We start from the raw sequence: 21,503 nt of genomic DNA on the forward strand, positions 1-21,503 counted from the left end.
ACGCAAAGTGCTTAGTACGGAATATATGAAAGAGCAATTTGAACAATGGGTTGCTCGCCTTCCAATATCCGAGGCAGGGCAAAAAATTATTGAGAAAGTTCGCTCATCTGAACCATCCCGTCGCGTTGGTGGCGGTAGCAAGAATGTTTCGGGACGCTACCCTAGTCGCAAGATGGGAGTCACGATTCAATTTGAGTCTCATCGGGTTGAACTGCCAATTATCTATCAGCTAGAACACGATAAAGATGTTCTAGAATTCTACGATCAACCACCACAAATTAAACTTGACTATCAAGCAAGTAACGGACGTAGATTAGGCGTTTTACACACCCCAGATTTCTTTGTCATCCGAACCAACTCGGCTGGTTGGGAAGAGTGTAAAACTGAGCAGGATTTGAAAAAATTAGCAGAGAAAAACCCCAATCGTTACTTTTACTCTCAAGAAGATAATCAATGGCATTGTCCGCCAGGAGAAGACTATGCTAACCAGTTTGGGCTTTATTACCGCATTCGCTCAGATAAGGAAATCAATTGGGTTCTGCAACGTAATCTGCAATTTTTAGAAGATTATTATCGCTCAGAATCTCTAGTAGTGGAAGAAGCGATCGCTCAATCATTACTTGCAGTTGTATCATCTCAACCAGGAATCACTTTAGCAGAATTACTCAATGGGTCAACAGGAGCTAAATCTGACGATATCTACACCTTAATTTTTCAAGAGCGAATCTATTTTGATTTAAATGCTACAGCACTTGCTGAACCAGAAAGATGTCTAATCTTCCGTGACAAACAAACTGCTGGTGCTTATAGATTAATGGTTGAACAGCCAAGTGTAAGTCTTTCGGCTATCTCTCCTGTAGTCAATATTGTTACTGGAACGACTGTTAATTGGGACGGCAAAGGTTTAAATATTATCCATGTCGGAGAAACAGAGGTTATACTTGGCGCAGAAAATAATCAGTTAATTGAACTCAAAAAAGCTATATTTGAGAATCTGGTTCGTCAAGGAAAAATCACAAGTCTGCAAACACCAGAAAAAACACCTATTAGCACAGAATCTTGGCAGCGATTTTATCAAGCTAGTCCAGAAGACCAAGCAGAAGCCCTTGAACGCTACAAAGCTATCGAACCATACTTAAACGGTCATCCCCCAGAAAACGAAATAATACCAGCCCGTACCATTCGTCACTGGAAAGCTAAATATCTAACTGCACTTCAAAAATACGGTTGCGGCTACATTGGGCTTTTGTCCCATCGCAGTGTCAAAGGTAATCGTCAGCGCAAGTTGCCCGAAGACACCTTAGCAATCATGGAAAAGTTTATTTTAGAAGACTATGAAACTCTTAAACAAAAAAGAATGTGGGAGGTTTACGGTGCTTTAGTTCGCGCTTGCGAACAATCTGGTGTAATTGCTCCGAGTTACAAAGCATTTACCAAAGAAGTAAAACGCCGTCCTAATTACGAACAGACTAAAAAACGCCAAGGTCATCGTGCCGCTTACCAGCATGAATCCTTCTATTGGAAGCTTACTCAAACTACCCCAATACACGGCGATCGCCCCTTTGAAATTGGACATATAGATCATACTAAGTTAGATGCACATATAGTTTGCTCTCGTACAGGTAGCAAGCTTGGCAGACCTTGGGCAACATTTCTCGTAGATGCTTACTCTCGGCGATTACTGGCAGTTTACCTAACTTTTGACTCACCCTCATATCGTTCTTGCTTAATGGTACTAAGAATTTGTGTCAAGCGTCACGGTAGGCTTCCCCAAATTGTAGTGATAGATAACGGCCCAGAGTTTCACAGCGGTTACTTTGAAACATTACTAGCTACTCTTGAATCTACAAAAAAGCAAAGACCTCCAGCCAAATCACGTTTTGGTTCGGTTTGCGAACGGCTATTTGGAACTTCCAATACTCAATTTGTTCATAACTTACGCGGTAATACACAAATAACTCGTAATGTCCGCCAAGTCACCAAGTCAGTTAACCCTAAAAATCAAGCTATATGGACACTTGGTTTACTTTATGAATATCTTTGTACTTGGGCTTACGAAGTTTACGATACAGACGAACATCCGGCACTTTTCCAGAGTCCGAGGGATGCGTTTGCTGCGGGTATGGCGATTGGTGGCAGTCGGGTTCACCGTATGATTGCTTACGATGAAAACTTTCAGATTCTTACCCTACCTACAACTTTAAAGGGGAAAGCAAAAGTTCAAGCTGGACGTGGTGTAAAAATTAACTCAATTTACTACTGGTCTAATAGTTTCCACGACCCCCAAATTGAAAATACCTCTGTCCCAATCAGATATGACCCGTTTAATATTGGTATCGCTTACGCCTTTGTTCGAGGATACTGGGTACAGTGTATTTCTCAATATTATGCAGAACTCCAAGGTCGCTCAGAAAAAGAATTTGAATTAGCTAGTGCTGAGTTACGCAAACGCCAGCAAAATCATGGACGACAATCTCAAGTTTCAGCTAAGAAGTTAGCAGAGTTTTTAGCATCTGTAGAAGCACAAGAAGCTCTACTAGAACAGCGTTTACGTGATGCAGAACTTAAGGAAGCCCTCATAGTAATTGGGAGCGGAAAAGCGGCAACAAGCCTTAACGAACAACCAAAAATTATTCAAGTTCCTTTTGAAAATACTGATACTCAAGTGGCTGAAGATGAAGATATCCTTGAAGTGTATGAGGAGTTTTCATTATGAAAAAATCTACTGGACTTCCGCTTGAACTCCTCACACGACCTGCTCTAGAAAGGCTGGCATACTTTGAGAATTACACCGTAGGACATCCTCGACTTAATGAAGTCGCTGAAATTCTTATGCGAACAATTGCCGAACCCGCAGGAGCCTCATTTATCTTTATTTATGGCCCCAGTGGTGTTGGTAAAACAACTTTACGACTGTTTGTTGAGCAGAAATTAACAGAATTAGCATTACCTAAACTGGAAAGCGATCGCGGTCGTGTTCCTGTTGTTGGTGTTGAAGCTGTAGCCCCAGAATCGAGAAACTTCAACTGGAAAGATTACTATACACGCGCCTTAATCGCCTTAGAGGAACCCTTAATCGATTACAAGTTTGATTACGGTGTGCGTGGTATCTCTCGCGATAATTTTGGCAAAGTTAATGTTGAGTCAAAAGTAGTTGCACCTGCTTTACGCAGAGCATTAGAAAATGCTCTCATCCATCGTCATCCAGACGTATTTTTTGTAGATGAAGCACAACATTTTGGCAAGATGGCAAGTGGATACAAGCTACAAGATCAATTAGACTGCCTTAAATCTGTGGCAAATATGACAGGTATCTTGCATTGTCTATTAGGAACTTACGAATTACTGACATTCCGTAATTTAAGCGGTCAACTTTCACGCCGTAGCGTCGATATTCATTTTCGCCGTTATTGTGCTGACACCCCAAAAGACGTAAAGGCTTTTAAAAGTGTATTGTTGAATTTCAAGCAGCGGATGCCACTTGCAGAGCCTCCAGATTTAGTTACTCATTGGGAATATCTTTATGAACGTACATTAGGATGTGTTGGCATACTGAAAAATTGGCTAACACGCGCTCTTAAAGATGCTTTGGATCAAGAAGCAACAACCGTCACTCTAAAAGACTTACAAAAACGTGCTTGGTCGGTTGCTCAGTGTCAGATAATGTTCAACGAAATTAAAGAGGGCGAAAAACAATTATCTGAAAAGGAAACAGACATACAAAAGTTACGCTCTGATCTAAAACTTGAAAAAGAGACGATTACACAGCCAGAAGAAACTCCAAAAACTACTCCTCCGCCAAGAAAGCGTGGCAAACGCAAACCTAAAAGAGATCCCATCGGAGTGCAGCAAGATGTTAGCTAGTGCATTAGAAACATACGAATCTTGGGATTTTAAAAAGCCATTAATTCCACAACGTAGTCGCCTCTATCAACCTCAACCTGTAGGTCTTGGGACTCCTTACATAGAGAGTTTAACAGGTTATATCGCACGGATAGCAGAGTTGCATGGAGTTCTTCCAGGGGTCTTGATGACTAGAGAAATTGCTCCGCTTGTCAATAAACTATATTTCCAAAATGGAGCTAATCGAGGTTTTCGTGAAATATTCAACCGTAGTCAAGCGTTAAATGGCATGGGAGAGATGGCAGCAGATTTAGTTCAAGTGTTACAAAAATTGACGCTTAGAGATGACTTATGTTTTTTAACCATGCTGTTTTGGTCTAACATTTTGACTCCACGCAATTTATTTCGCACCAACAAAGCTTGGTGTCCAATTTGTTATCAAGAGCGGCATCAAAATGAGCAGGTAGTTTATGAGCAATTGCTTTGGACAATCAACCTAATTACAATTTGCCCTCAACATCAAAAACCCTTAGTTGATCTTTGCCCTCACTGTAATCATAAATCACCTTTATTAAACTGGCACTCAAGACCTGGTTACTGCTCAAAGTGTCGAGAGTGGTTAGGCATAAATCAATACCTTAAGACATTTACAGATGGTGAAGCGTCAATAAAATTACAGTTTGAGTGCCAGTCTTGGGCTGCTAATGTTGTAGGAGAGCTAATTTCATCTGCTCAATGCTTTGAATCTGCCCCATCAAAAGAAAACATTACAAAATCGTTAAATTTAGTTATTGATAAAGTTGCAGAAAATAATGCGGCTGCATTTTCTCGTATTATTGGAGTACCAAAAAATAGTTTGTGGATGTGGCAGTCTACTAACACCTTGCCACAACTAAATGTTCTTCTGAAGATTTGTTACGAATTAGAGATATCTTTGGTAGAATTTCTTACTCCAAAAAATCTGATTACTAAATCTTTTACAAAAATCTCGCAGAAGTACCTCCAGCTTTCTCGCACCCCAAGGGTATCTCCAAAAGTTTTCGACCAATATAACGTAAGAGATGCTTTATTAGCAATACTTGCAGGTAATGAAGAACCACCACCAACAATGGAAGAAGTTGCAAAGCGTTTAGGTCATCACAACAGAACTATTTCTAGACACTTTCCAGATTTGTGTAGTGCTATTTCTGCTAAATGTCGTGATTACAATAAAGTTTGTCGTCTCAAAAGCATAGAAAAATTTTGCAGCGAAGTTAGAGAGATTGTCCTTAGCCTTAATGCTCAGGGTGTGCATCCCACAGAAGGTCGCGTTTGTGAATTAATGCCAAATCCGGGGTGTTTTAGATATAAACAAGTCCGTGCTGCTTTTAATGATGCACGACGTGAGTTTAGTTTGTAAGCTGTTATATGTAAAACTATAACAGCTTAGAAAAGTGGAACCATAACCTTGCCACCCTTTATTGGAAGCATAAACTTGCCGTTGCGGCAAAGTTATGGGTAAAGTCACACTAAGCTGTTTCTAGCCTTAATTTACTGAATGGGCAGTACCAGACTCGAACTGATGACATCCTGCTTGTAAGGCAGGCGCTCTACCAACTGAGCTAACCGCCCGTTTTACTAATCCTTAACCAATATAGCAAAACATTTCGCATTGCGCTAGTAGTTTCAAGAAAATCTTTTTTTGTCTTATACTGACTCAGTATTCAGTTACTCAACACTGGCTCAACGCCCCCGCTATCGCTAACAGGATTTAGGATGCCCTCTGGTCGGACGCACGATCGCATTACTATGTATGCTCTGCCGTTGGTGGCGGGTGTTACTTTCTGGCAGACTCGCAGTAGCAATGCGACTTTGTTGGTTGCAGGCGGGTTTCTCTTTGGTGGGCTGATGTTTGGCCCCGATTTGGATATTTACTCTGTGCAATTCCAACGCTGGGGTTTCTTGCGCTGGATTTGGCTACCTTATCAAAAAAGTCTGCGGCATCGTTCTTTTTTATCCCACGGGCCGATTATTGGCACGATTTTGCGGATACTTTATCTGGGGTGTTTACTTGCTATTTTGGCAATTTTCGTTTTGGCGATCGCTCAAAGGTTATGGAATCTGAGTTTTAGTTGGCAAGATTTGGGACAAACTGTCGGGCGATCGCTCGTGCAATACGATACTGAATATATCGCCTTGTTTTTGGGTTTAGAACTCGGTGCAATGAGTCATTCTCTTAGCGATTGGGGGGGATCAGCTTATAAACGGTTTAAAAAGCAGGGGGTTCGGGGGTTGCTTCCTAGTGGCAAAATTAAGAGGCGGAAAGTGAGGAGTGGCGGTCGTCGGGCGAGAGTGAAGAAATAATTTTTTTAAACGCAAAGGGACGCTAAGGGAAGCGCAGAGGTACGCAGAGGTATGGAAAAGGAAAATGAGAGTTTGGCGGCGTTGCAAGAATTAATTGAGGTGGTGGCGAAGTTGCGATCGCCTGATGGTGGTTGTCCTTGGGATTTGGCGCAAACTGCGGAAACTTTGACGCCCTTTGTGATTGAGGAAGCTTATGAGGTGGTGGATGCGATTAAGAGTGGGGATAAGGGTGCGATCGCAGAGGAGTTAGGCGATTTATTATTACAGGTGGTATTGCAAGCCCAAATCGCTAGCGAATCGGGGCAATTTTCTCTCAAAGAAATTACTCAGGGGATTTCCCAAAAGTTGATTCGCCGTCATCCTCATGTGTTTGGTGATGTGTCGGTGGCCAGTGTGGATGAGGTGCGGCAAAATTGGGAACAAATCAAAGCGGAGGAAAAGGGCGAAGCATCTCCAGATGCCCAAAAATTTAGTGCTAAACTCGCTCGTTATGGGCGTACCCTTCCCCCACTGACGGCGGCGATGAAAATTTCTCAAAAGGCTGCGGCGATCGGGTTTGAATGGGAAAATATTCAGGGTGTTTGGGATAAGTTTCATGAGGAGTTGGGAGAGTTCGAGCAAGCTTTAGCTGAGGAAACACCGGAACGACAAGAAGCAGAATTAGGCGATTTACTATTTGCCGTCATTCAGTTAGCGCGTTGGCATAATCTTGACCCCAGCACCGCTTTACAAGGCACAAATCAGCGCTTTGTCCAGCGATTAGAAAAAATGGAGGCGGTTGTTGACCGTCCTCTTTCTGATTACAGTTTGCATGAGTTAGAAAACTTGTGGCAACAGGCAAAAGCTCAACTGGCGAAAGAAGGGAATGGAGAGTAGGGAATGGGGCATTGGGAATTGGGCATGGGAAGAGACAAGGTAGACAAGGTAGAGGGGGGAGACTTGGGAGAGACTTATTCAATAATTCCCCCTTGTCCCCCTTGTCCCCCTTGTCCCCCTTGTCCCCCTTGTCCCCCTTGTCCCCCTTGTCCCCCTGCTCCCCTGCTCCTCGGTCACTGAGCGTAGCCGAAGTGCTGCTCCCCTGCTCTCTTCTTCAAGATTTTTCAACGTCAAACCACTTATCATATAGCGATTGATAAGTGCCATTTTCTTTGAGACTTAGCAAAGCCTGATTAATTGGTTTGCGGTAGGGACTGTTATTGGGCAGAATGATGCCATAGCTTTCTTCACGCAAGATACTGCCTACAATCTCTACTTTCCCTTTGCCTTCATTGGCAGCATAGAAGAGGAGTACAGGTGCATCAAACACTACGGCATCAGCTTTTTTTGTTTGCAGAGCATTATAAGCTTGCTCAATTTTGGTAACTTCTAAAACTGAAATCTTATGTTCTCGCAGGTATGTGGCGGCTGTGCTACCCGCAGTTGTGGCTACTACCTTGCCGGGTAAATCATCTATACTCCTGATATCGCCCTGAAGCTGTTGCACTGTCAAGGAGGTAGTCGCGCTGGCTGTAAAGTAGGCGGCAAAAAGTACTCCGATGAACATCCAAACAATACCTACTAAGCGTCCCATTACTCCCTTGGGCATTTCATCAGCTTGGGTTGCTAAGGTGGCAGCCGACCACCAACAGGCTTTGAAAATGCCAGGAAAGTATGATTTGGGAATCATCCCATCTTTGTGATGACGCTCAGATAACCAAATAATGTGGGCTGCTACGATAATTAACACTAGGGCAACGCCTATTACTTGCAAAAGGCTACCGGAGAAAAACAATTGCAAAATATTTGGGAAGGCACTGTTGTTTTGCTCTGGGTTTCTCACCATAATTTGCAGCCCCCCAGCAAAAATAGGTAATGAAAAATCAAAATTCTGCTCGCGTTCGGCTGTAATTGAGATGGCTGAAATTCCCAAGTTGGCTTTGCTTTCCTTAATAGCCGAAAGCACTTGCGGCACTGTGGAATATTCTATAAATTTAGACTCTACACCTATTTGGTTAGCGATTTTGCGCCAGAGGTCGATACTGAATCCTGATAGCTCACCTTTGTTTGATAGCACAAAGGGCGGTATAACTCGTGTCGCTACTAATAACGGTTGTTGGAGTTGTGGTTTTTGGGCTACTCCTGGGGACGCCATTAACAACAATGCCAGAATTCCACCTATTAATCCTATGCAGGTATACAGTGCTAAGGAACGCTTGGTTTTGTTTTTCGGGTCATATCTGCCAATTAGGCTGTTTTTCCGAGCCATAAATTGGCGAAATCTACTAGCGATCGCATTTATCATCTGAATTCTCTCAGGGTTGTGTGCATAATCTATTTATCATGCCCACCCTATACCAAAGATCGCATTCATCATCTCCATAAAACCGATTTTTTTCAAATTTACGGCGACTGGAGATAAAGGGCGGGGGAAATAGATATTTCTTCCCTTTCCCCTTTCCCCTTTAACCTTTCCCCTTTAACCTTTCCCCTTATTGTGTGTAATTCACTTTCTAGAACTCGCGCAAAACAAACTTCTATCTTTTGAGCAATAGTTTTGAGATCGGCTTTTAGCTAGGGTAGATTTGGGTTTATATTTAGCCTAATGTTTTCTCTGGTGTGCCCTTCTTAGTCTTGGCAAAGTGAGCAATATGGATGTAGACGATTTCAGTCAACAAATAGAGACATTGCGCTCATGGGTAACGGGATTCCTGCAAAAAACTACAAGTGAGGCGTATTCACAGCACGAGCTAACAGCAGAAACTTTTGAGGAACTGCAAATCACTTTGGAAGAACTAAAAGTTGCCTCCGAGGAACTACAAGCAACACGAATGGTAGTAGAGAAAGAACGTCAGCGCTACCAAGAATTATTTGATTTTGCGCCTGATGGTTACTTGGTAACTGATACATTCGGCATTATCTTGGAAGCTAACCGTGCTGCTACTGTGCAACTCAATGTTTTACAGCGATTTTTGATTGGCAAACCGCTACTTACTTTCATTGCCCAGTCAGATCATCAAGCTTTTTTTAATTACCTAACTCAGTTGCGGCAGCTCGACCGAGGTGGAGAATGGGAGGTGTGTTTACAACCACGAGAAAAAATCTGTTTTGATGTTGCTTTGACAGTAGTTACCGTTCGTAACGAAAAAGGTGAGCCAGTTGCTCTGCGCTGGCTAATGCGTGACATTAGCCAGCGTAAGCATTTAGAGTTGCAGCGCCAGCAGTTATTTGCTAATGAGCAAGCCGCCCGAATTGCAGCCGAAGCCGCAGAAAAACGCTCTAATTTTTTAGCTGAAGCAAGTAGTGTATTGGCATCTTCCTTGGATTATCGCACTACCCTAAGGAGCGTCGCGCAATTAGCAGTGCCTACTTTTGCCGATTGGTGTATTGTGGATGTCATCGAAGATAATTTGCCAATCTTTACTAACCCAGTCATCGTTGCATCTGAACCAGGAAAGCAAGCACTGCTAAGAGAACTCCAACAACGCTATCCAATTTCTATTGATGCTGATTACGGGCCACCGAAAGTTTTACGGACTGGTCAGCCGGAACTGATTACAAATATTCTTGAGTCTTCATTACAGGAAAGGTCCTCGAACGAGGAACACTTTAGTCTGCTGCGCCGACTCGAAATTAAATCTCAGATGATAGTACCACTATTAGTACGCGAACGCAAACTGGGGACAATTCTATTTGCGTCTGCACAACCAGAACGCCATTACACGACTGTAGACCTAGAAATGGCTGAAGAACTTGCTCAACGAGCAGCATTCGCCATTGATAATGCCCAGCTTTATCGGCAAGCCCAAGAAGCTAACCGCATCAAGGAAGAGTTTTTAGCGATCGTTTCCCATGAACTTCGTACACCTCTCAATTCTATGCTGGGTTGGGTTCAACTAATACGTACTCGCAAATGGGATGAAGCAACTACCTCTAAGACATTGGAGACAATCGAGCGGAATGCTAAACTTCAAAGAAAACTGATTGAAGATATCCTGGATATCTCACGCATTGTACAAGGACAAATTCGCCTAAATATCCGTAAAGTTGACCTTGTACCGATAATTCAGGCGGCAATTGAAGCTGTACATCCCACATCTGAAATTAAGGATATTCAAGTTGAATTCGATCTTGATTCTTCAGTTGGTCAAGTTATGGGTGATGCCGAACGCCTACAACAAGTTGTCTGGAATTTGCTCTCTAATGCCGTCAAGTTCACACCTAACGGAGGGCGAGTTGAAGTGCATTTGGAACAGGTAAACTCAAATGTCCAGATAACTGTCTCTGACACAGGTAAAGGAATTAGTCCTGACTTTCTACCTTATATCTTTGAGCGTTTCCGTCAAGCTGATAGCACAACTACTAGATCGGACAATGGTTTGGGGTTGGGGCTAGCAATTGTACACCATTTAGTAGAAATGCACTCAGGCACAGTCTGCGCAGTTAGTGAAGGGGAAGGAAGGGGAGCAAAATTTACAGTGTTGTTGCCTCTGGTAGAACCGCAACCAGAACAGTTAATTAAAGAAAGTAAAGAAAAAGTCGAGAATCTCTCAATACTCAACGGCTTGCAAATACTTGTTGTCGATGACAATGCAGATACACGCGAGTTAATTGCCTTCATTCTTGAAAAGTCTGGAGGGCAGGTGACGGCAGTTAGCTCAGTAGGTGAAGCTCTAGAAGCACTAGAACGATTAAAACCAGATGTGCTAGTCAGTGATATTGGAATGCCAGATGAGGATGGTTATTCTCTGATTCGGAAAGTGCGGGTGCAGGAAACAGAGCAAGGGGAGAAGATTCTAGCTGTAGCACTAACGGCATTTGCTAGAGAAGAAGAACACAGACTAGCTCTGGAAGCCGGATTCCAAGTTCATGTATCCAAGCCAATTGAGCCAGAAGAGTTGGTGAAAGTGGTAGCGAACCTGACCAAAAATAGCAAACAAGTTTAATGCACAATTAAGCTTTTGGTAACAATTGCGTTCGCCAAAGCTACAATTGCGTTCGCCAAAGCTACAATTGCGTTCGCCAAAGCTACAATTGCGTTCGCCAAAGCTACAATTGAGTTCGCCAAAGCTACAATTGCGAACGCCAAAGCTACAATTGCGATCGCAAAATCTACAATTGCGATCGCAAAATCTACAATTGCGTTCGCAAAAGCTACAATTGCGATCGCAAAACATACAATTGCGATCGCAAAAGCTACAATTGAGTTCGCAAAAGCTACAATTGCGATCGCATCTGTAGTAGAAGTAGATGCAGACTGGCTTGCTCAAATACTTCCACCTTTTGACGTAGGAATGCAGCATGAGCCAATTCGCCTATATGGGGCTTGCTATGGTAAAGCACCAAACTTATGAATAAAGTCACACAACAAATAATTAGTCACTGTACAACTGTACAGTGACTAATTATTTGTCGCCGTGACAAATTAATGTCATTCATTAAATCCTGACTCAGTATAGGTTATAGCGGTTTAGCAGTACTAGAATACATCATTGACAGTGACAGATTAGCTGTCATTTCCTGTAATAGTGACAAATTAGCTGTCGCTTCATTAGAGGAAAAAAGCTTTTGTGTATTTTCATAATGACAAATTGACTGTCGCTTTGTGTAAAGATAGAATAACAGTATGTTTTTATAAAAAAGCTTTGCATTATGAACAGTCAGCAAAATCCTGATTTAGCTGTTCATCCCTCGGCAATTCCTATGGAAGGCTTACTAGGAGAAAGTGCTACAACTCTTGAGAAGAATGTAATTGCCACACAACTATCAGAGGAAGCGCAAGTAAGGCTAGAGGTAATCCAAAGTTTACTGGAACCCTGCGATCGCACTACTTATGGGCAGAAGTTGAAAGAAGCTGCTGAAAAACTAGGTGTATCGGTGCGAACGGTGCAGCGATTAGTCAGAAAGTGGGAGCAAGATGGCATAGTCGGACTCACTCAAACTGGCAGGGGTGATAAAGGAAAGCATCGAATTGGTGAGTTCTGGGAAAACTTTATTCTCAAAACCTACCGGGAGGGTAACAAGGGTAGTAAACGCATGACCCCTAAACAAGTTGCCCTTAGAATCCAGGCTAAAGCCCGTGAGTTGGAGGATTCAAAGCCACCCAATTACAGAACCGTGTTACGGGTATTAGCGCCTTTATTGGAAAAGCAAGAAAAAGCCAAGAGTATCCGTAGCCCAGGTTGGAGAGGAACTACGCTTTCGGTTAAAACTCGTGAAGGAAAAGATTTATCGGTTGATTACAGTAACCATGTTTGGCAATGTGACCATACCCGCGTGGATGTGTTGCTGGTAGATCAACATGGTGAAATTCTAAGTCGTCCTTGGCTAACAACAGTAATTGACACCTACTCTCGTTGCATCATGGGTATCAATTTGGGTTTTGATGCCCCTAGTTCGGTGGTAGTAGCCTTAGCATTACGTCATGCGATTTTGCCAAAGCGATACGGTTCAGATTATAAACTGCATTGTGAGTGGGGAACTTATGGGAAACCAGAACACTTTTATACAGATGGTGGCAAAGACTTTCGCTCTAACCACTTGAGTCAGATTGGAGCGCAATTAGGGTTTGTCTGTCACTTACGCCATCGCCCTTCTGAAGGTGGAGTAGTGGAACGTCCTTTCAAAACATTAAATGACCAACTATTTTCCACGCTTCCTGGATACACCGGATCTAATGTACAGGAACGCCCAGAAGATGCGGAGAAAGACGCAAGACTTTCTTTACGGGAACTAGAACAGTTACTTGTACGTTACATCGTAGATCGTTACAACCAAAGTATTGATGCGCGGATGGGCGACCAAACTCGCTTTGAGCGTTGGGAAGCAGGTTTGCCTACAGTACCAGTACCAATACCAGAACGAGATTTGGATATCTGTTTAATGAAGCAATCACGGCGCACTGTACAAAGAGGTGGTTGCTTGCAGTTCCAGAACTTGATGTATCGAGGAGAATATCTGGCTGGTTATGCCGGAGAAACTGTGAACTTAAGGTTTGATCCCAGAGATATTACAACAATTTTGGTTTATCGCCAAGAGAAAAATCAGGAAGTATTTTTAACTCGCGCTCACGCTCAAGGTTTGGAGACAGAGCAGCTGGCATTGGATGAGGCTGAGGCAGCAAGTCGCAGACTCCGTACCGCAGGGAAAACTATCAGTAACCAATCATTATTGCAAGAAGTTGTTGACCGTGATGCTCTTGTGGCTAGCAAGAAAAGTCGTAAAGAGCGTCAAAAATTGGAACAGGCTGTTTTGCGATCTGCTGCGGTTGATGAAAGTAAAACAGAATCCTTGCCTTCTGAAATAATTGAACCAGATGAAGTGGAATCTACAGAAACGGTTCACTCTCAATACGAAGACATTGAGGTGTGGGACTATGAACAACTTCGTGAAGAATATGGGTTTTAAACAATGACAGAAGCTCAAGCGATCGCCCAACAATTGGGAGGGGTAAAACCAGATGGGGAGTGGTTACAAGCTGAAACTGCTCGTTTGAAGGCTAAGAGTATTGTGCCGTTACAGCAGGTCAAAACTCTCCATGATTGGTTAGATGGCAAGCGCAAAGCCAGAAAATGTTGCCGAGTAGTTGGGGAATCGAGAACTGGTAAGACAGTTGCTTGTGATGCCTATAGATTAAGGCATAAGCCACAGCAGGAAGCCGGAAGACCACCAATTGTGCCTGTCGTTTATATTCGACCTAACCAAAAATGTGGCCCCAAGGATTTATTTAAGAAGATTACTGAGTACCTCAAATATCGAGTAACCAAAGGAACAGTATCTGATTTTCGCGATAGGGCTATAGAAGTACTTAAGGGTTGTGGCGTAGAGATGCTGATTATTGATGAAGCTGATCGTCTTAAACCTGAAACTTTTGCTGATGTGCGAGATATTGCTGAAGATTTAGGAATTGCTGTGGTACTGGTAGGAACAGACCGTTTGGATGCAGTAATTAAGAGGGATGAGCAGGTTAAAGAACGCTTTATGCCACATCTTCGCTTTGGTAAATTGTCGGGAGAGGATTTCAAGAAGACTGTAGATATGTGGGAACAAATGGTTTTGAAACTACCAGTATCTTCTAATCTAACGAGTAAGGATATGCTTAGGATTCTCACATCAGCAACAGAAGGCTACATTGGTCGCCTTGATGAGATTCTGAGGGAAGCAGCAATTCGTTCTTTATCAAGGGGACTGAAGAAGATTGACAAGGCTGTTTTACAGGAAGTAGCTAAGGAGTACAAATGATAGAAGCACCAAATGTTAAACCTTGGCTATTCTTGATTGAAGCCTATGAAGGAGAGAGTCTGAGCCACTTTCTTGGTAGGTTCAGACGTACTAACCATTTATCTCCGAGTGGGTTGGGTAGCTTGGCAGGAATTGGTGCTGTAGTGGCACGTTGGGAAAGATTTCATTTTAATCCTCGCCCTAGTCAGCAAGAATTAGAAGCGATCGCATCTGTGGTAGAAGTGGATGCCCAAAGGTTAGCCCAGATGTTACCACCTGCTGGAGTGGGAATGCAGCATGAGCCAATTCGCTTGTGTGGGGCTTGTTATGCTGAAGCACCTTGTCACCAAATTGAGTGGCAGTATAAGTCGGTGTGGAAGTGCGATCGCCACGAACTCAAACTTTTAGCGAAGTGTCCAAATTGTGAAGCTCTTCTCAAAATGCCTGCGCTGTGGGAGGATGGGTGCTGTCATAGGTGTCGAAGACCGTTTGCGGAAATGGCAGCGTATCAGAAGCCTGTTATTAACTTGAAAAGCTTAGATGCTGATTCTTGATTATTAGTAGTGATAGCTGTATAGCTTAAGTACAAATGTACTATAATAAGAGGAATAGTCTGTTTAAAACTCTGGTTCTTTTTGCTACATATTCGCATACTCAATGTAAAGGCAATTTTCATCGTGGCATAATGGTGTCACTATATAGATAGTAATTCACAACAAGGGGCCACATATTGAGAATAGGCAGAGGAGGGAAATTATGAATAAGACCCTTGAAATGCCAATGCTGTATAAACGCTTATCAAAAGTGGGATTACCGCCAAAGTTTATTCAAGAAAAAGCCTTACCTGAATGGTGGGATGCAGAACTTGAAAATAATCCTGTAGCTGTTTTAGAAGCGGCAGGACGTATTGCTAAACGTTTAGGGCTAGATATGGCATCAGTTCTTGATCCTGATGCTCCTATTACTTTTAAGCAAGTAATTCGCCCTAAATTTAAGAAGATACAAAAAAATTCTGATGAGAGCCGATTAATTGTTGCTCAAGGGCTAGCTACTCGCGTAGCTGAGATGGTTACGTATGCCTGTAAAAGACCTTTTACAGATATGGCAACAAATGCATTTGAAATTAGGAATTTTATCCTGAAAAATAATTCTTACATAGACCTTGATGCTATTCTCAGATTTTGCTGGAATTATGGTATTCCAGTAGTCCATTTTTCTGAGTTTCCTAGAGGAAGCATTAAGATGGATGGTATGGCGGCAGTGATTAATGACCGTCCAGTAATTGTACTTAGTTCTAATCGTAGGTACTCTGCTTACTTGCTTTTTATCATTCTTCATGAAATTGGGCATATCGCTAGTGGTCATGTTAAAGACTGTGTTCTGATTGATGAAAAGATAGTTAAAGAAGCAGAAGATAAGGAAGAGCAAGAAGCAAATGAGTTTGCTGAGGTTATTCTTTTTGGGGAGAAAAATAAATATGCATGGGCTAAGATATCTGACTCGATACAACTAACGCGAATGGTGCGGCAATTAGGCAATAAAGATGCAGTAGATCCTGGCGCTTTAGCATTAAATTATGCTTGGCAAGCAGAACAAAAACAAGACTGGGCAATTGCCCAAGGTGCATTAAAGATAATTGAACCTGTAGCTAATGCATCAGTTAAAATCAATAGTTATCTTGAAAAAGAGCTAAATTGGGAAAAATTAGACATAGACAGCGAAGAATACCTTAAACTCGTAACAGGAGTATAATTGCTCCTAAGTAAAGGAGTGAAATAGGAGCAAGTCTTTGCTGCTGTATTTTACAGATAACGATGTAATTTTAAAGCTGGCAGCCTACCAAATCTTTTGGGAAATGGTTGCTAGCTTAAATATTAAAAACGAAAATATTCGTATATTGCCTACTGCGGCGAAAGTTTTTAGCGGTTCTCGAAAAATTAGTAAGCAATTTAAACCGACTAGCATAGAAAGGGCGAAACAAATAGCGGATAGATGTAAAACAATAGATGACTATGCTATCTGTAGTACTTCAGAATACCAAATGTTAGCTTGTACAGATGGAATTGATGTGGGTGAGGCTTTACTTGTTGCTGCAACTCAAACGGAAGAAGATTTTTATTTGCTTACGTCAGATAAACGATTTTTAAAATCGTTAGCATTATCTAGCTTCAAAGACGTTAAACAAAGATTGCATAAAAAAGCTATTTGTTTAGAGCAGCTAATAATTCATGTAATTGACCATGCTGGATTTGACTTGGTATGTCGTAGAATGGCATCGGCAGATGCTTGTGACCAAGTTATTTCCGAGGCATTTCAGTTGGGTAAACAAACAAAACACCAGGATGCAGTTAAAGTGCTGAACCAAGCAATCCAAGACTTACGTGCAAAGACAGGAGATTTACTGATAGATTCTGTTTTAGTTGCCCAGACAAAACTATAAGACTAAAAACTTTATAATTTGCCTAATTTTTATTGAAATACTTAGTGTTGTATAAATTTATAAATTTGGATTTTTGCTCCAATCTTTCATAAATGCGATCGCTACTCAATTTACTTGTTATCTAAAAGCCTATTAATCTGCAAAATCCTTCCTTATCTTGATAAACTTAATGGAAGGATTTTGCGGTAAGTGTTTTATGCCTGATGTTACTTTAAAGCAGTCAGGTCTTGTTGCTCTAACACCACATTGAAAATTATTGTAAAACTTATGCTGGGGATGAGTCGGCATAAAACTTGTAAATGAGCTTCTGCATCACTGCGACGACGAAAACGAGCTACAATCTGGTTCTGCATATTAGGTTTAAGTCGGACTATACACCAAGGACTGAGTTTTTCAAGGTAGGTCATCGAATTCTCCTGATAAAATCTGTAATTTCCAAGACAAAAGCCAGCCTACTGTGACGGTGGCTGGCAAGAAATATCAAATTGATATTGAAATTAGATTCAATTCCTACTCACTCTTGTCTGGAAAACAAAGCTTCTGCAACACTTCTTCGGGGATATCCTCAAAATGTTCCAGCAAAAAGTTCATCAGTGCAAGGTGGCGTAAATCGGCTGGCATGGGGCGGCGGTAGTTTTTACCTCTAGCAAACCAGCGTCGAACGGTGGACAGGGAACGAGAGGAAATTTGAGCAATTTCTTCGTAGTTCACCTGCCACTTGGAGTAAAACTGCTTGGGAGTCATTCCCAATTGACAGTAGCTGTAGAGTTGAATCAAATCTTGCTCTCGCTGCCTGAGTGGATGAGGATTCATAAGTCTGTTTCCTCGCTGATTGGTTCTAAATCTTCTTCCCAAGCAATATCGGCAGATGTCCAAGCGGCGCTGGGGCTATCTTCGCCCAACCAAATCAGGTAGCACCAACTCCAGCAGCAGCGATCGCAAGCATTGCTATAAAATCGACCAATGACAATACCCCAGTCAGTATCGCTTTCAGTGGAGAGCCAACGCAAGCGATCGCCATATAAAAATCTCGGTGTCTTAGCTACATCGGGAAAGTTAGCGGGAAGCTCAATAGATGCATCTGGGCATTTGAGGTTAATCAAGCTTGGGGCTATATCTTGGTTACTGTGCCGGATGAGATTGAGATAAGCGGCAATCAACTTACCATTGATGCTGTAAGTTAATTGAGAAATCAGAATCGCAGCTAGACTTTCTATTTCTTGGTGCTGGAGTTGTATGCAGGCACTATCAAAGTCAGCATCAGAGTATTTGTTGAGCTTTGCCAGTAATTCTGTGATGCCGAAATCATCTAAAGCTTGTTGATAAGCTCTGTGTTGATCTGTTTTGTAGCTAACAGGCTTTAACATGGAAAATGTCTCCTGTGATATGGGGGCCAAAAGCCAGCATCCGCCCTGAGAAAGTTGATGGCTGGCTTTTGACTTATCAGTAATTATACGCTAAAACAAAGTGAATTTATGTTTTTTAGTGTGTTTTTAGGTGTTTAATATAAAAACAAACAAAATTGCTTATGATGATGAAATGGCAAAAGTAACAGTAACTCTTTACATGGAAGAAGAAGACAAAGAAGCCCTGCAATTGTTGGCTGATGCAGAGGAGCGTTCTTTGTCTCAGATGGCAGTGTTAATTGTGAAACGAGCTATCAAACAAGCGCAAAATGAAGGTAAAATTCCTCCAAGTCAGGGAAAATGATGTGTGATACGATCGCTTGCGTAGAGTGTCCAAAAAAGCTTAACTACAAAAGTCTAAACCTTGCCTGACAAAGGCTAGAGTGTCAGTATACCCAGCAAGACTCAAACAGTATTCCTATATAAATTTCTAGCTACCATGCTTGACGAATATATCAAGGGAGACTTACATAGTAGGATGCCAAAAACCTTCCTCAGCTAGATTATTGCTATACGATAGCTTACCGTCTGGATTTGAGAAAAGTTTTTGCCTGTCTTTGTTACTGTTACTACTATGACTGAAACGGCTTATGCTGCTCGTACTAACCACGCTTTTGTTTTGACTGAAACCCTTCGAGTTGCTGAACTGATGTATCAAGGTGCAACCCAGGAAGATATTCGGCAACGGGTATTGGTGGATGATTTATTTCAACTACGCTCCCAAGTTTCTCGTGAGCGGGCGCTACAAACTGTTCTCAAACGCCTTCAACAAGTGCCAGAGGAATATATTCAATTAATTGCCACTAGTAACCCTGATACCCGTCGATTCACCATATTGTTCCTGATTCTGCAAGAACACCGCCTTCTGCGCGAACTCATCGCTGAAGTCCTGCTGGACAAAATTAAAGGTTTTGATTATGTCGTAACGACTGCTGACTTGCGAACCTTCTTTGAAGGAAAGCGAGATCAAAATTCAACTGTGGCTGCATGGTCAAACTCCACCTATAAAAAGGCTGTTAGCAACACCTTACTAGTGCTAGTAAATGCGGGTCTATTGCAACCCACGTCCCCAAAAGGAAATTATCAAATTCGTTCTGTTCCGGTGCCATCAGCTTTGCGTCAACAATTACTTGCTGATGGGCTAGCTCATTACCTGACTCTCATGCTTGATTTTTAATCGACTGCTAACGCTTTAAATACTGCGTCTACGGGGTCAGCGTAAAATGATGTTTGAAATTTAGCAAACAATTCTGGCGGAACACTGCCTAAGTCCACGGCGCTTGCCATTGGTAAGAGGATACGTTTAGCGCCAGCATCAAAGGCTACTTGCAGACTACCCGCTAGGTTACTGACTGGTGTAATCGTCCCACCAATGGTCATTTCCCCAAATATTGCAAATTGCGTTTGAACACTTCGTTTTAGAGAAGCAGAACATAAAGAAACGAACAATGCTAATCCACTCTCTTGCGGTGCGCCAGACCCTTGCAAGTCTAGTAACTGGAGCAAAAAATCCAAATTACTTGGGTGAATGCTACTGCTAACTCTTTGAGCGTTAGCTTTAAAGTAATTCATAGCAATGTTTAAACTATCCTTCATCTTGCCAGCCGTTGCTACACCAGTACGTACTAACTTGCCACTACCCGGTACTGCTTGCAGTTCAAGTTTGAATGCTCCGATTATGCCGCTATCCCCAGTGCTGACAAAGTGCAAGTGACCGGGAGTCAGCATTTCCTGACTAATCAAGCTCGAACCACCCTGTTCCGGTACTGAGACAAAATGCTCATCTAGAGTTTCCAAGTCGATGTAGCTGAAATGCACATCGTAAAATTCCATTCCACCAATTTTCTTTAACTGTTCTTTCACGCGCCGTCGCACCCGCAGCCCATACACTAGAGCTTCGCGCACATCTTCCTTACTAAATGAGCCATCTGGGAAAAGCAATTTAAGCAGCCCTGATACAGTTTTGCGAACTGCTTGAACATCTCGTTGCTTAAGATTGTTACCTAGTCTGAAGTGGAGGTCTATGGCATCGGCAAAACTGCGTTTACGCATTTCCCGCAGCCACTCTGCTAAGTAATCGACAATGAACCCGTACTGGTTGGTGAAATTCTCTGGGCTAAATTTGGGGATTTCCCAACCAGGAATATAAGCGTGAAAACGGTCGAAGAAGGCGGTGTCAATCATGGCTTCGGGGAAAGGTGCCAGCAGGTGTGAGGTCTTCACTAAGGATTCCACGCTTTGATTAATGTTGCCGACAAAGACCATAGAAGCATTAGCGGTTATCTCTGCCTTACCGCGTGCAAAAGAACCTGATGCCATGTAGTCTTTCATGATTTGCACACCGTCGTTATCATGGAAGCTCATGCCTGCTACTTCATCAAAGGCAACCACGTCAAATAAACCTACTAGTCCCACGCGACGGTTGGACATATTGTAGAAAAGATTCGCTACTGTAGTTTTTCCACCGGAAACCAAGATTGAGTTAGGAGAAACTTCTTTGTAGACGTGTGATTTACCTGTAGAACGGGGGCCAAGTTCGCAGCAGTTGTAGTTATTTTCACAAAGGGCTACTAAACGGGCAAGTAGATGCCATTTTACATCTTCGCTGACGGTAGTGGGTTCCAGTCCTGTTGACCGAATCAGCAGGTCAATCCATTCACTGCGGGTAAAAGCTGGGCGACCCGCAAACAATTCATCCATATCAACACTAGGCATTTGGATAGGTTTGAGGCTTCCCACAATGAAGGGACTGGGTTTGGTTCCTGCTTCATATTCAAGTTGTAGAATACACCAGATACCACCACCCAGAAGCTTTTGGTTGGGTTTGACAATTTCTGGGTCAATGACTACGCCTTTGACACCCAGGTTCATTAAAGTTCCCTGGTAGATGTCATCTCTGTCGTTGAGCGTTACCGTTACCCGGTCAATGATGGTAAATCGTCCCAATTCCCGAATTTTAGATTTGATCTGTTCTGCTTCATCAGGACGGACGTAATTCTGTGCCAGGATGTTTTTTACACGAGTAACGCCCTCCTCAATGGTGGTTTCGTCGTCGGTCGCGCAGTACATACCGAGTAGGTATTCCAGCACATACACAGGTACATTAGCACCTTCTTTAATACGTTTAGTCAGGTCTTTACGTACTACCTTTCCAGGGTAAATGCTGTTTAGCTTTTGATTCAGGTCATGCATACAAGGGTTATGAACTGCTGGTGATTATTCTGAGATGATTGAAGTCAGTTGGTTAATAATCCAACATCTAAAATCTTGTGACT

19 protein-coding genes and 1 tRNA gene are annotated in these 21,503 nt (G+C 42.5%); 14 read left to right on the forward strand and 6 right to left on the reverse strand.

Annotated features, from left to right (window positions below; translation table 11 throughout):
• Positions 1-25 precede the first annotated feature (25 nt).
• The 3 genes from ACR5KR_RS21660 to ACR5KR_RS21670 are packed head-to-tail and all read left to right on the forward strand — an operon-like array spanning position 26 to position 5,242.
• Positions 26-2,716, forward strand: a complete 2,691-nt coding sequence (locus tag ACR5KR_RS21660; RefSeq protein WP_448267969.1) for a TnsA endonuclease N-terminal domain-containing protein — start codon at positions 26-28, stop codon at positions 2,714-2,716.
• Positions 2,713-3,864: an AAA family ATPase gene (locus ACR5KR_RS21665; protein WP_448267970.1), complete on the forward strand. Its 1,152-nt coding sequence runs from the start codon at positions 2,713-2,715 to the stop codon at positions 3,862-3,864. The genes ACR5KR_RS21660 and ACR5KR_RS21665 overlap by 4 nt, the downstream gene beginning before the upstream one ends.
• A complete protein-coding gene (locus ACR5KR_RS21670) occupies positions 3,854-5,242 on the forward strand; it encodes a TniQ family protein (RefSeq protein ID WP_448267971.1) in 1,389 nt (462 codons plus the stop codon). Before ACR5KR_RS21665 ends, ACR5KR_RS21670 begins: the two co-directional genes overlap by 11 nt.
• 139 nt (positions 5,243-5,381) lie before the next feature.
• On the opposite strand, the gene ACR5KR_RS21675 is transcribed toward ACR5KR_RS21670, so the two are convergent.
• A tRNA-Val gene (locus tag ACR5KR_RS21675) sits at positions 5,382-5,454 on the reverse strand.
• 144 nt (positions 5,455-5,598) lie between these two features.
• Between ACR5KR_RS21675 and ACR5KR_RS21680 the strand changes: the two genes are divergently transcribed.
• A complete protein-coding gene (locus ACR5KR_RS21680; protein WP_448267972.1) occupies positions 5,599-6,186 on the forward strand; it encodes a metal-binding protein in 588 nt (195 codons plus the stop codon).
• Positions 6,187-6,237: 51 nt separating this feature from the next.
• Positions 6,238-7,062, forward strand: a complete 825-nt coding sequence (gene mazG, locus ACR5KR_RS21685; protein ID WP_445630549.1) for a nucleoside triphosphate pyrophosphohydrolase — start codon at positions 6,238-6,240, stop codon at positions 7,060-7,062.
• 214 nt (positions 7,063-7,276) lie between these two features.
• Here the strand turns inward: mazG and ACR5KR_RS21690 are convergent, their stop codons facing one another.
• Positions 7,277-8,467 (reverse strand): transporter substrate-binding domain-containing protein, encoded by a 1,191-nt coding sequence (locus ACR5KR_RS21690; RefSeq protein WP_445630548.1) that lies wholly within the window; start codon positions 8,465-8,467, stop codon positions 7,277-7,279.
• 346 nt (positions 8,468-8,813) lie between these two features.
• Here ACR5KR_RS21690 and ACR5KR_RS21695 point away from each other — a divergent pair, with 346 nt between their 5' ends.
• The 7 genes from ACR5KR_RS21695 (at position 8,814) to ACR5KR_RS21725 (ending at position 16,822) form a co-directional block, all read left to right on the forward strand.
• Complete coding sequence (locus ACR5KR_RS21695) at positions 8,814-11,108, forward strand: ATP-binding protein (RefSeq protein ID WP_448267973.1); 2,295 nt, start codon at positions 8,814-8,816, stop codon at positions 11,106-11,108.
• A 15-nt stretch (positions 11,109-11,123) separates the two neighbouring features.
• Positions 11,124-11,516, forward strand: coding sequence for a hypothetical protein (locus tag ACR5KR_RS21700; RefSeq protein WP_448267974.1), 393 nt, complete (start codon positions 11,124-11,126; stop codon positions 11,514-11,516).
• 298 nt (positions 11,517-11,814) lie between these two features.
• Positions 11,815-13,569 (forward strand): Mu transposase C-terminal domain-containing protein, encoded by a 1,755-nt coding sequence (locus ACR5KR_RS21705; protein WP_448267975.1) that lies wholly within the window; start codon positions 11,815-11,817, stop codon positions 13,567-13,569.
• Between the two features lie 3 nt (positions 13,570-13,572).
• The gene (locus ACR5KR_RS21710) at positions 13,573-14,403 is read left to right on the forward strand and encodes a TniB family NTP-binding protein (protein WP_448267976.1); all 831 of its coding nucleotides are present in this window, start codon (positions 13,573-13,575) and stop codon (positions 14,401-14,403) included.
• Positions 14,400-14,936: a TniQ family protein gene (locus ACR5KR_RS21715; protein ID WP_448267977.1), complete on the forward strand. Its 537-nt coding sequence runs from the start codon at positions 14,400-14,402 to the stop codon at positions 14,934-14,936. Before ACR5KR_RS21710 ends, ACR5KR_RS21715 begins: the two co-directional genes overlap by 4 nt.
• A gap of 202 nt (positions 14,937-15,138) precedes the next feature.
• Positions 15,139-16,134, forward strand: coding sequence for an ImmA/IrrE family metallo-endopeptidase (locus tag ACR5KR_RS21720; RefSeq protein WP_448267978.1), 996 nt, complete (start codon positions 15,139-15,141; stop codon positions 16,132-16,134).
• A 37-nt stretch (positions 16,135-16,171) separates the two neighbouring features.
• Positions 16,172-16,822, forward strand: a complete 651-nt coding sequence (locus ACR5KR_RS21725) for a hypothetical protein (RefSeq protein ID WP_448267979.1) — start codon at positions 16,172-16,174, stop codon at positions 16,820-16,822.
• A gap of 206 nt (positions 16,823-17,028) precedes the next feature.
• Here the strand turns inward: ACR5KR_RS21725 and ACR5KR_RS21730 are convergent, their stop codons facing one another.
• From ACR5KR_RS21730 to ACR5KR_RS21740, 3 genes are all read right to left on the reverse strand, one after another.
• Positions 17,029-17,229: a hypothetical protein gene (locus ACR5KR_RS21730; protein ID WP_448267980.1), complete on the reverse strand. Its 201-nt coding sequence runs from the start codon at positions 17,227-17,229 to the stop codon at positions 17,029-17,031.
• 103 nt (positions 17,230-17,332) lie between these two features.
• Complete coding sequence (locus tag ACR5KR_RS21735; RefSeq protein ID WP_448267981.1) at positions 17,333-17,635, reverse strand: helix-turn-helix domain-containing protein; 303 nt, start codon at positions 17,633-17,635, stop codon at positions 17,333-17,335.
• Positions 17,632-18,189, reverse strand: a complete 558-nt coding sequence (locus ACR5KR_RS21740; RefSeq protein WP_448267982.1) for a hypothetical protein — start codon at positions 18,187-18,189, stop codon at positions 17,632-17,634. Before ACR5KR_RS21740 ends, ACR5KR_RS21735 begins: the two co-directional genes overlap by 4 nt.
• A gap of 130 nt (positions 18,190-18,319) precedes the next feature.
• Here ACR5KR_RS21740 and ACR5KR_RS21745 point away from each other — a divergent pair, with 130 nt between their 5' ends.
• The gene (locus ACR5KR_RS21745; protein WP_335049635.1) at positions 18,320-18,532 is read left to right on the forward strand and encodes a ribbon-helix-helix domain-containing protein; all 213 of its coding nucleotides are present in this window, start codon (positions 18,320-18,322) and stop codon (positions 18,530-18,532) included.
• Positions 18,533-18,775: 243 nt separating this feature from the next.
• Positions 18,776-19,405: a BrxA family protein gene (locus ACR5KR_RS21750; RefSeq protein WP_448267983.1), complete on the forward strand. Its 630-nt coding sequence runs from the start codon at positions 18,776-18,778 to the stop codon at positions 19,403-19,405.
• Here ACR5KR_RS21750 and brxL read toward each other — a convergent pair.
• Complete coding sequence (gene brxL / locus ACR5KR_RS21755; RefSeq protein ID WP_012411909.1) at positions 19,402-21,420, reverse strand: protease Lon-related BREX system protein BrxL; 2,019 nt, start codon at positions 21,418-21,420, stop codon at positions 19,402-19,404. The genes ACR5KR_RS21750 and brxL overlap by 4 nt on opposite strands.
• Positions 21,421-21,503: the final 83 nt, after the last annotated feature.

The sequence above is a fragment of the Nostoc sp. DSM 114159 genome, from assembly GCF_053470285.1.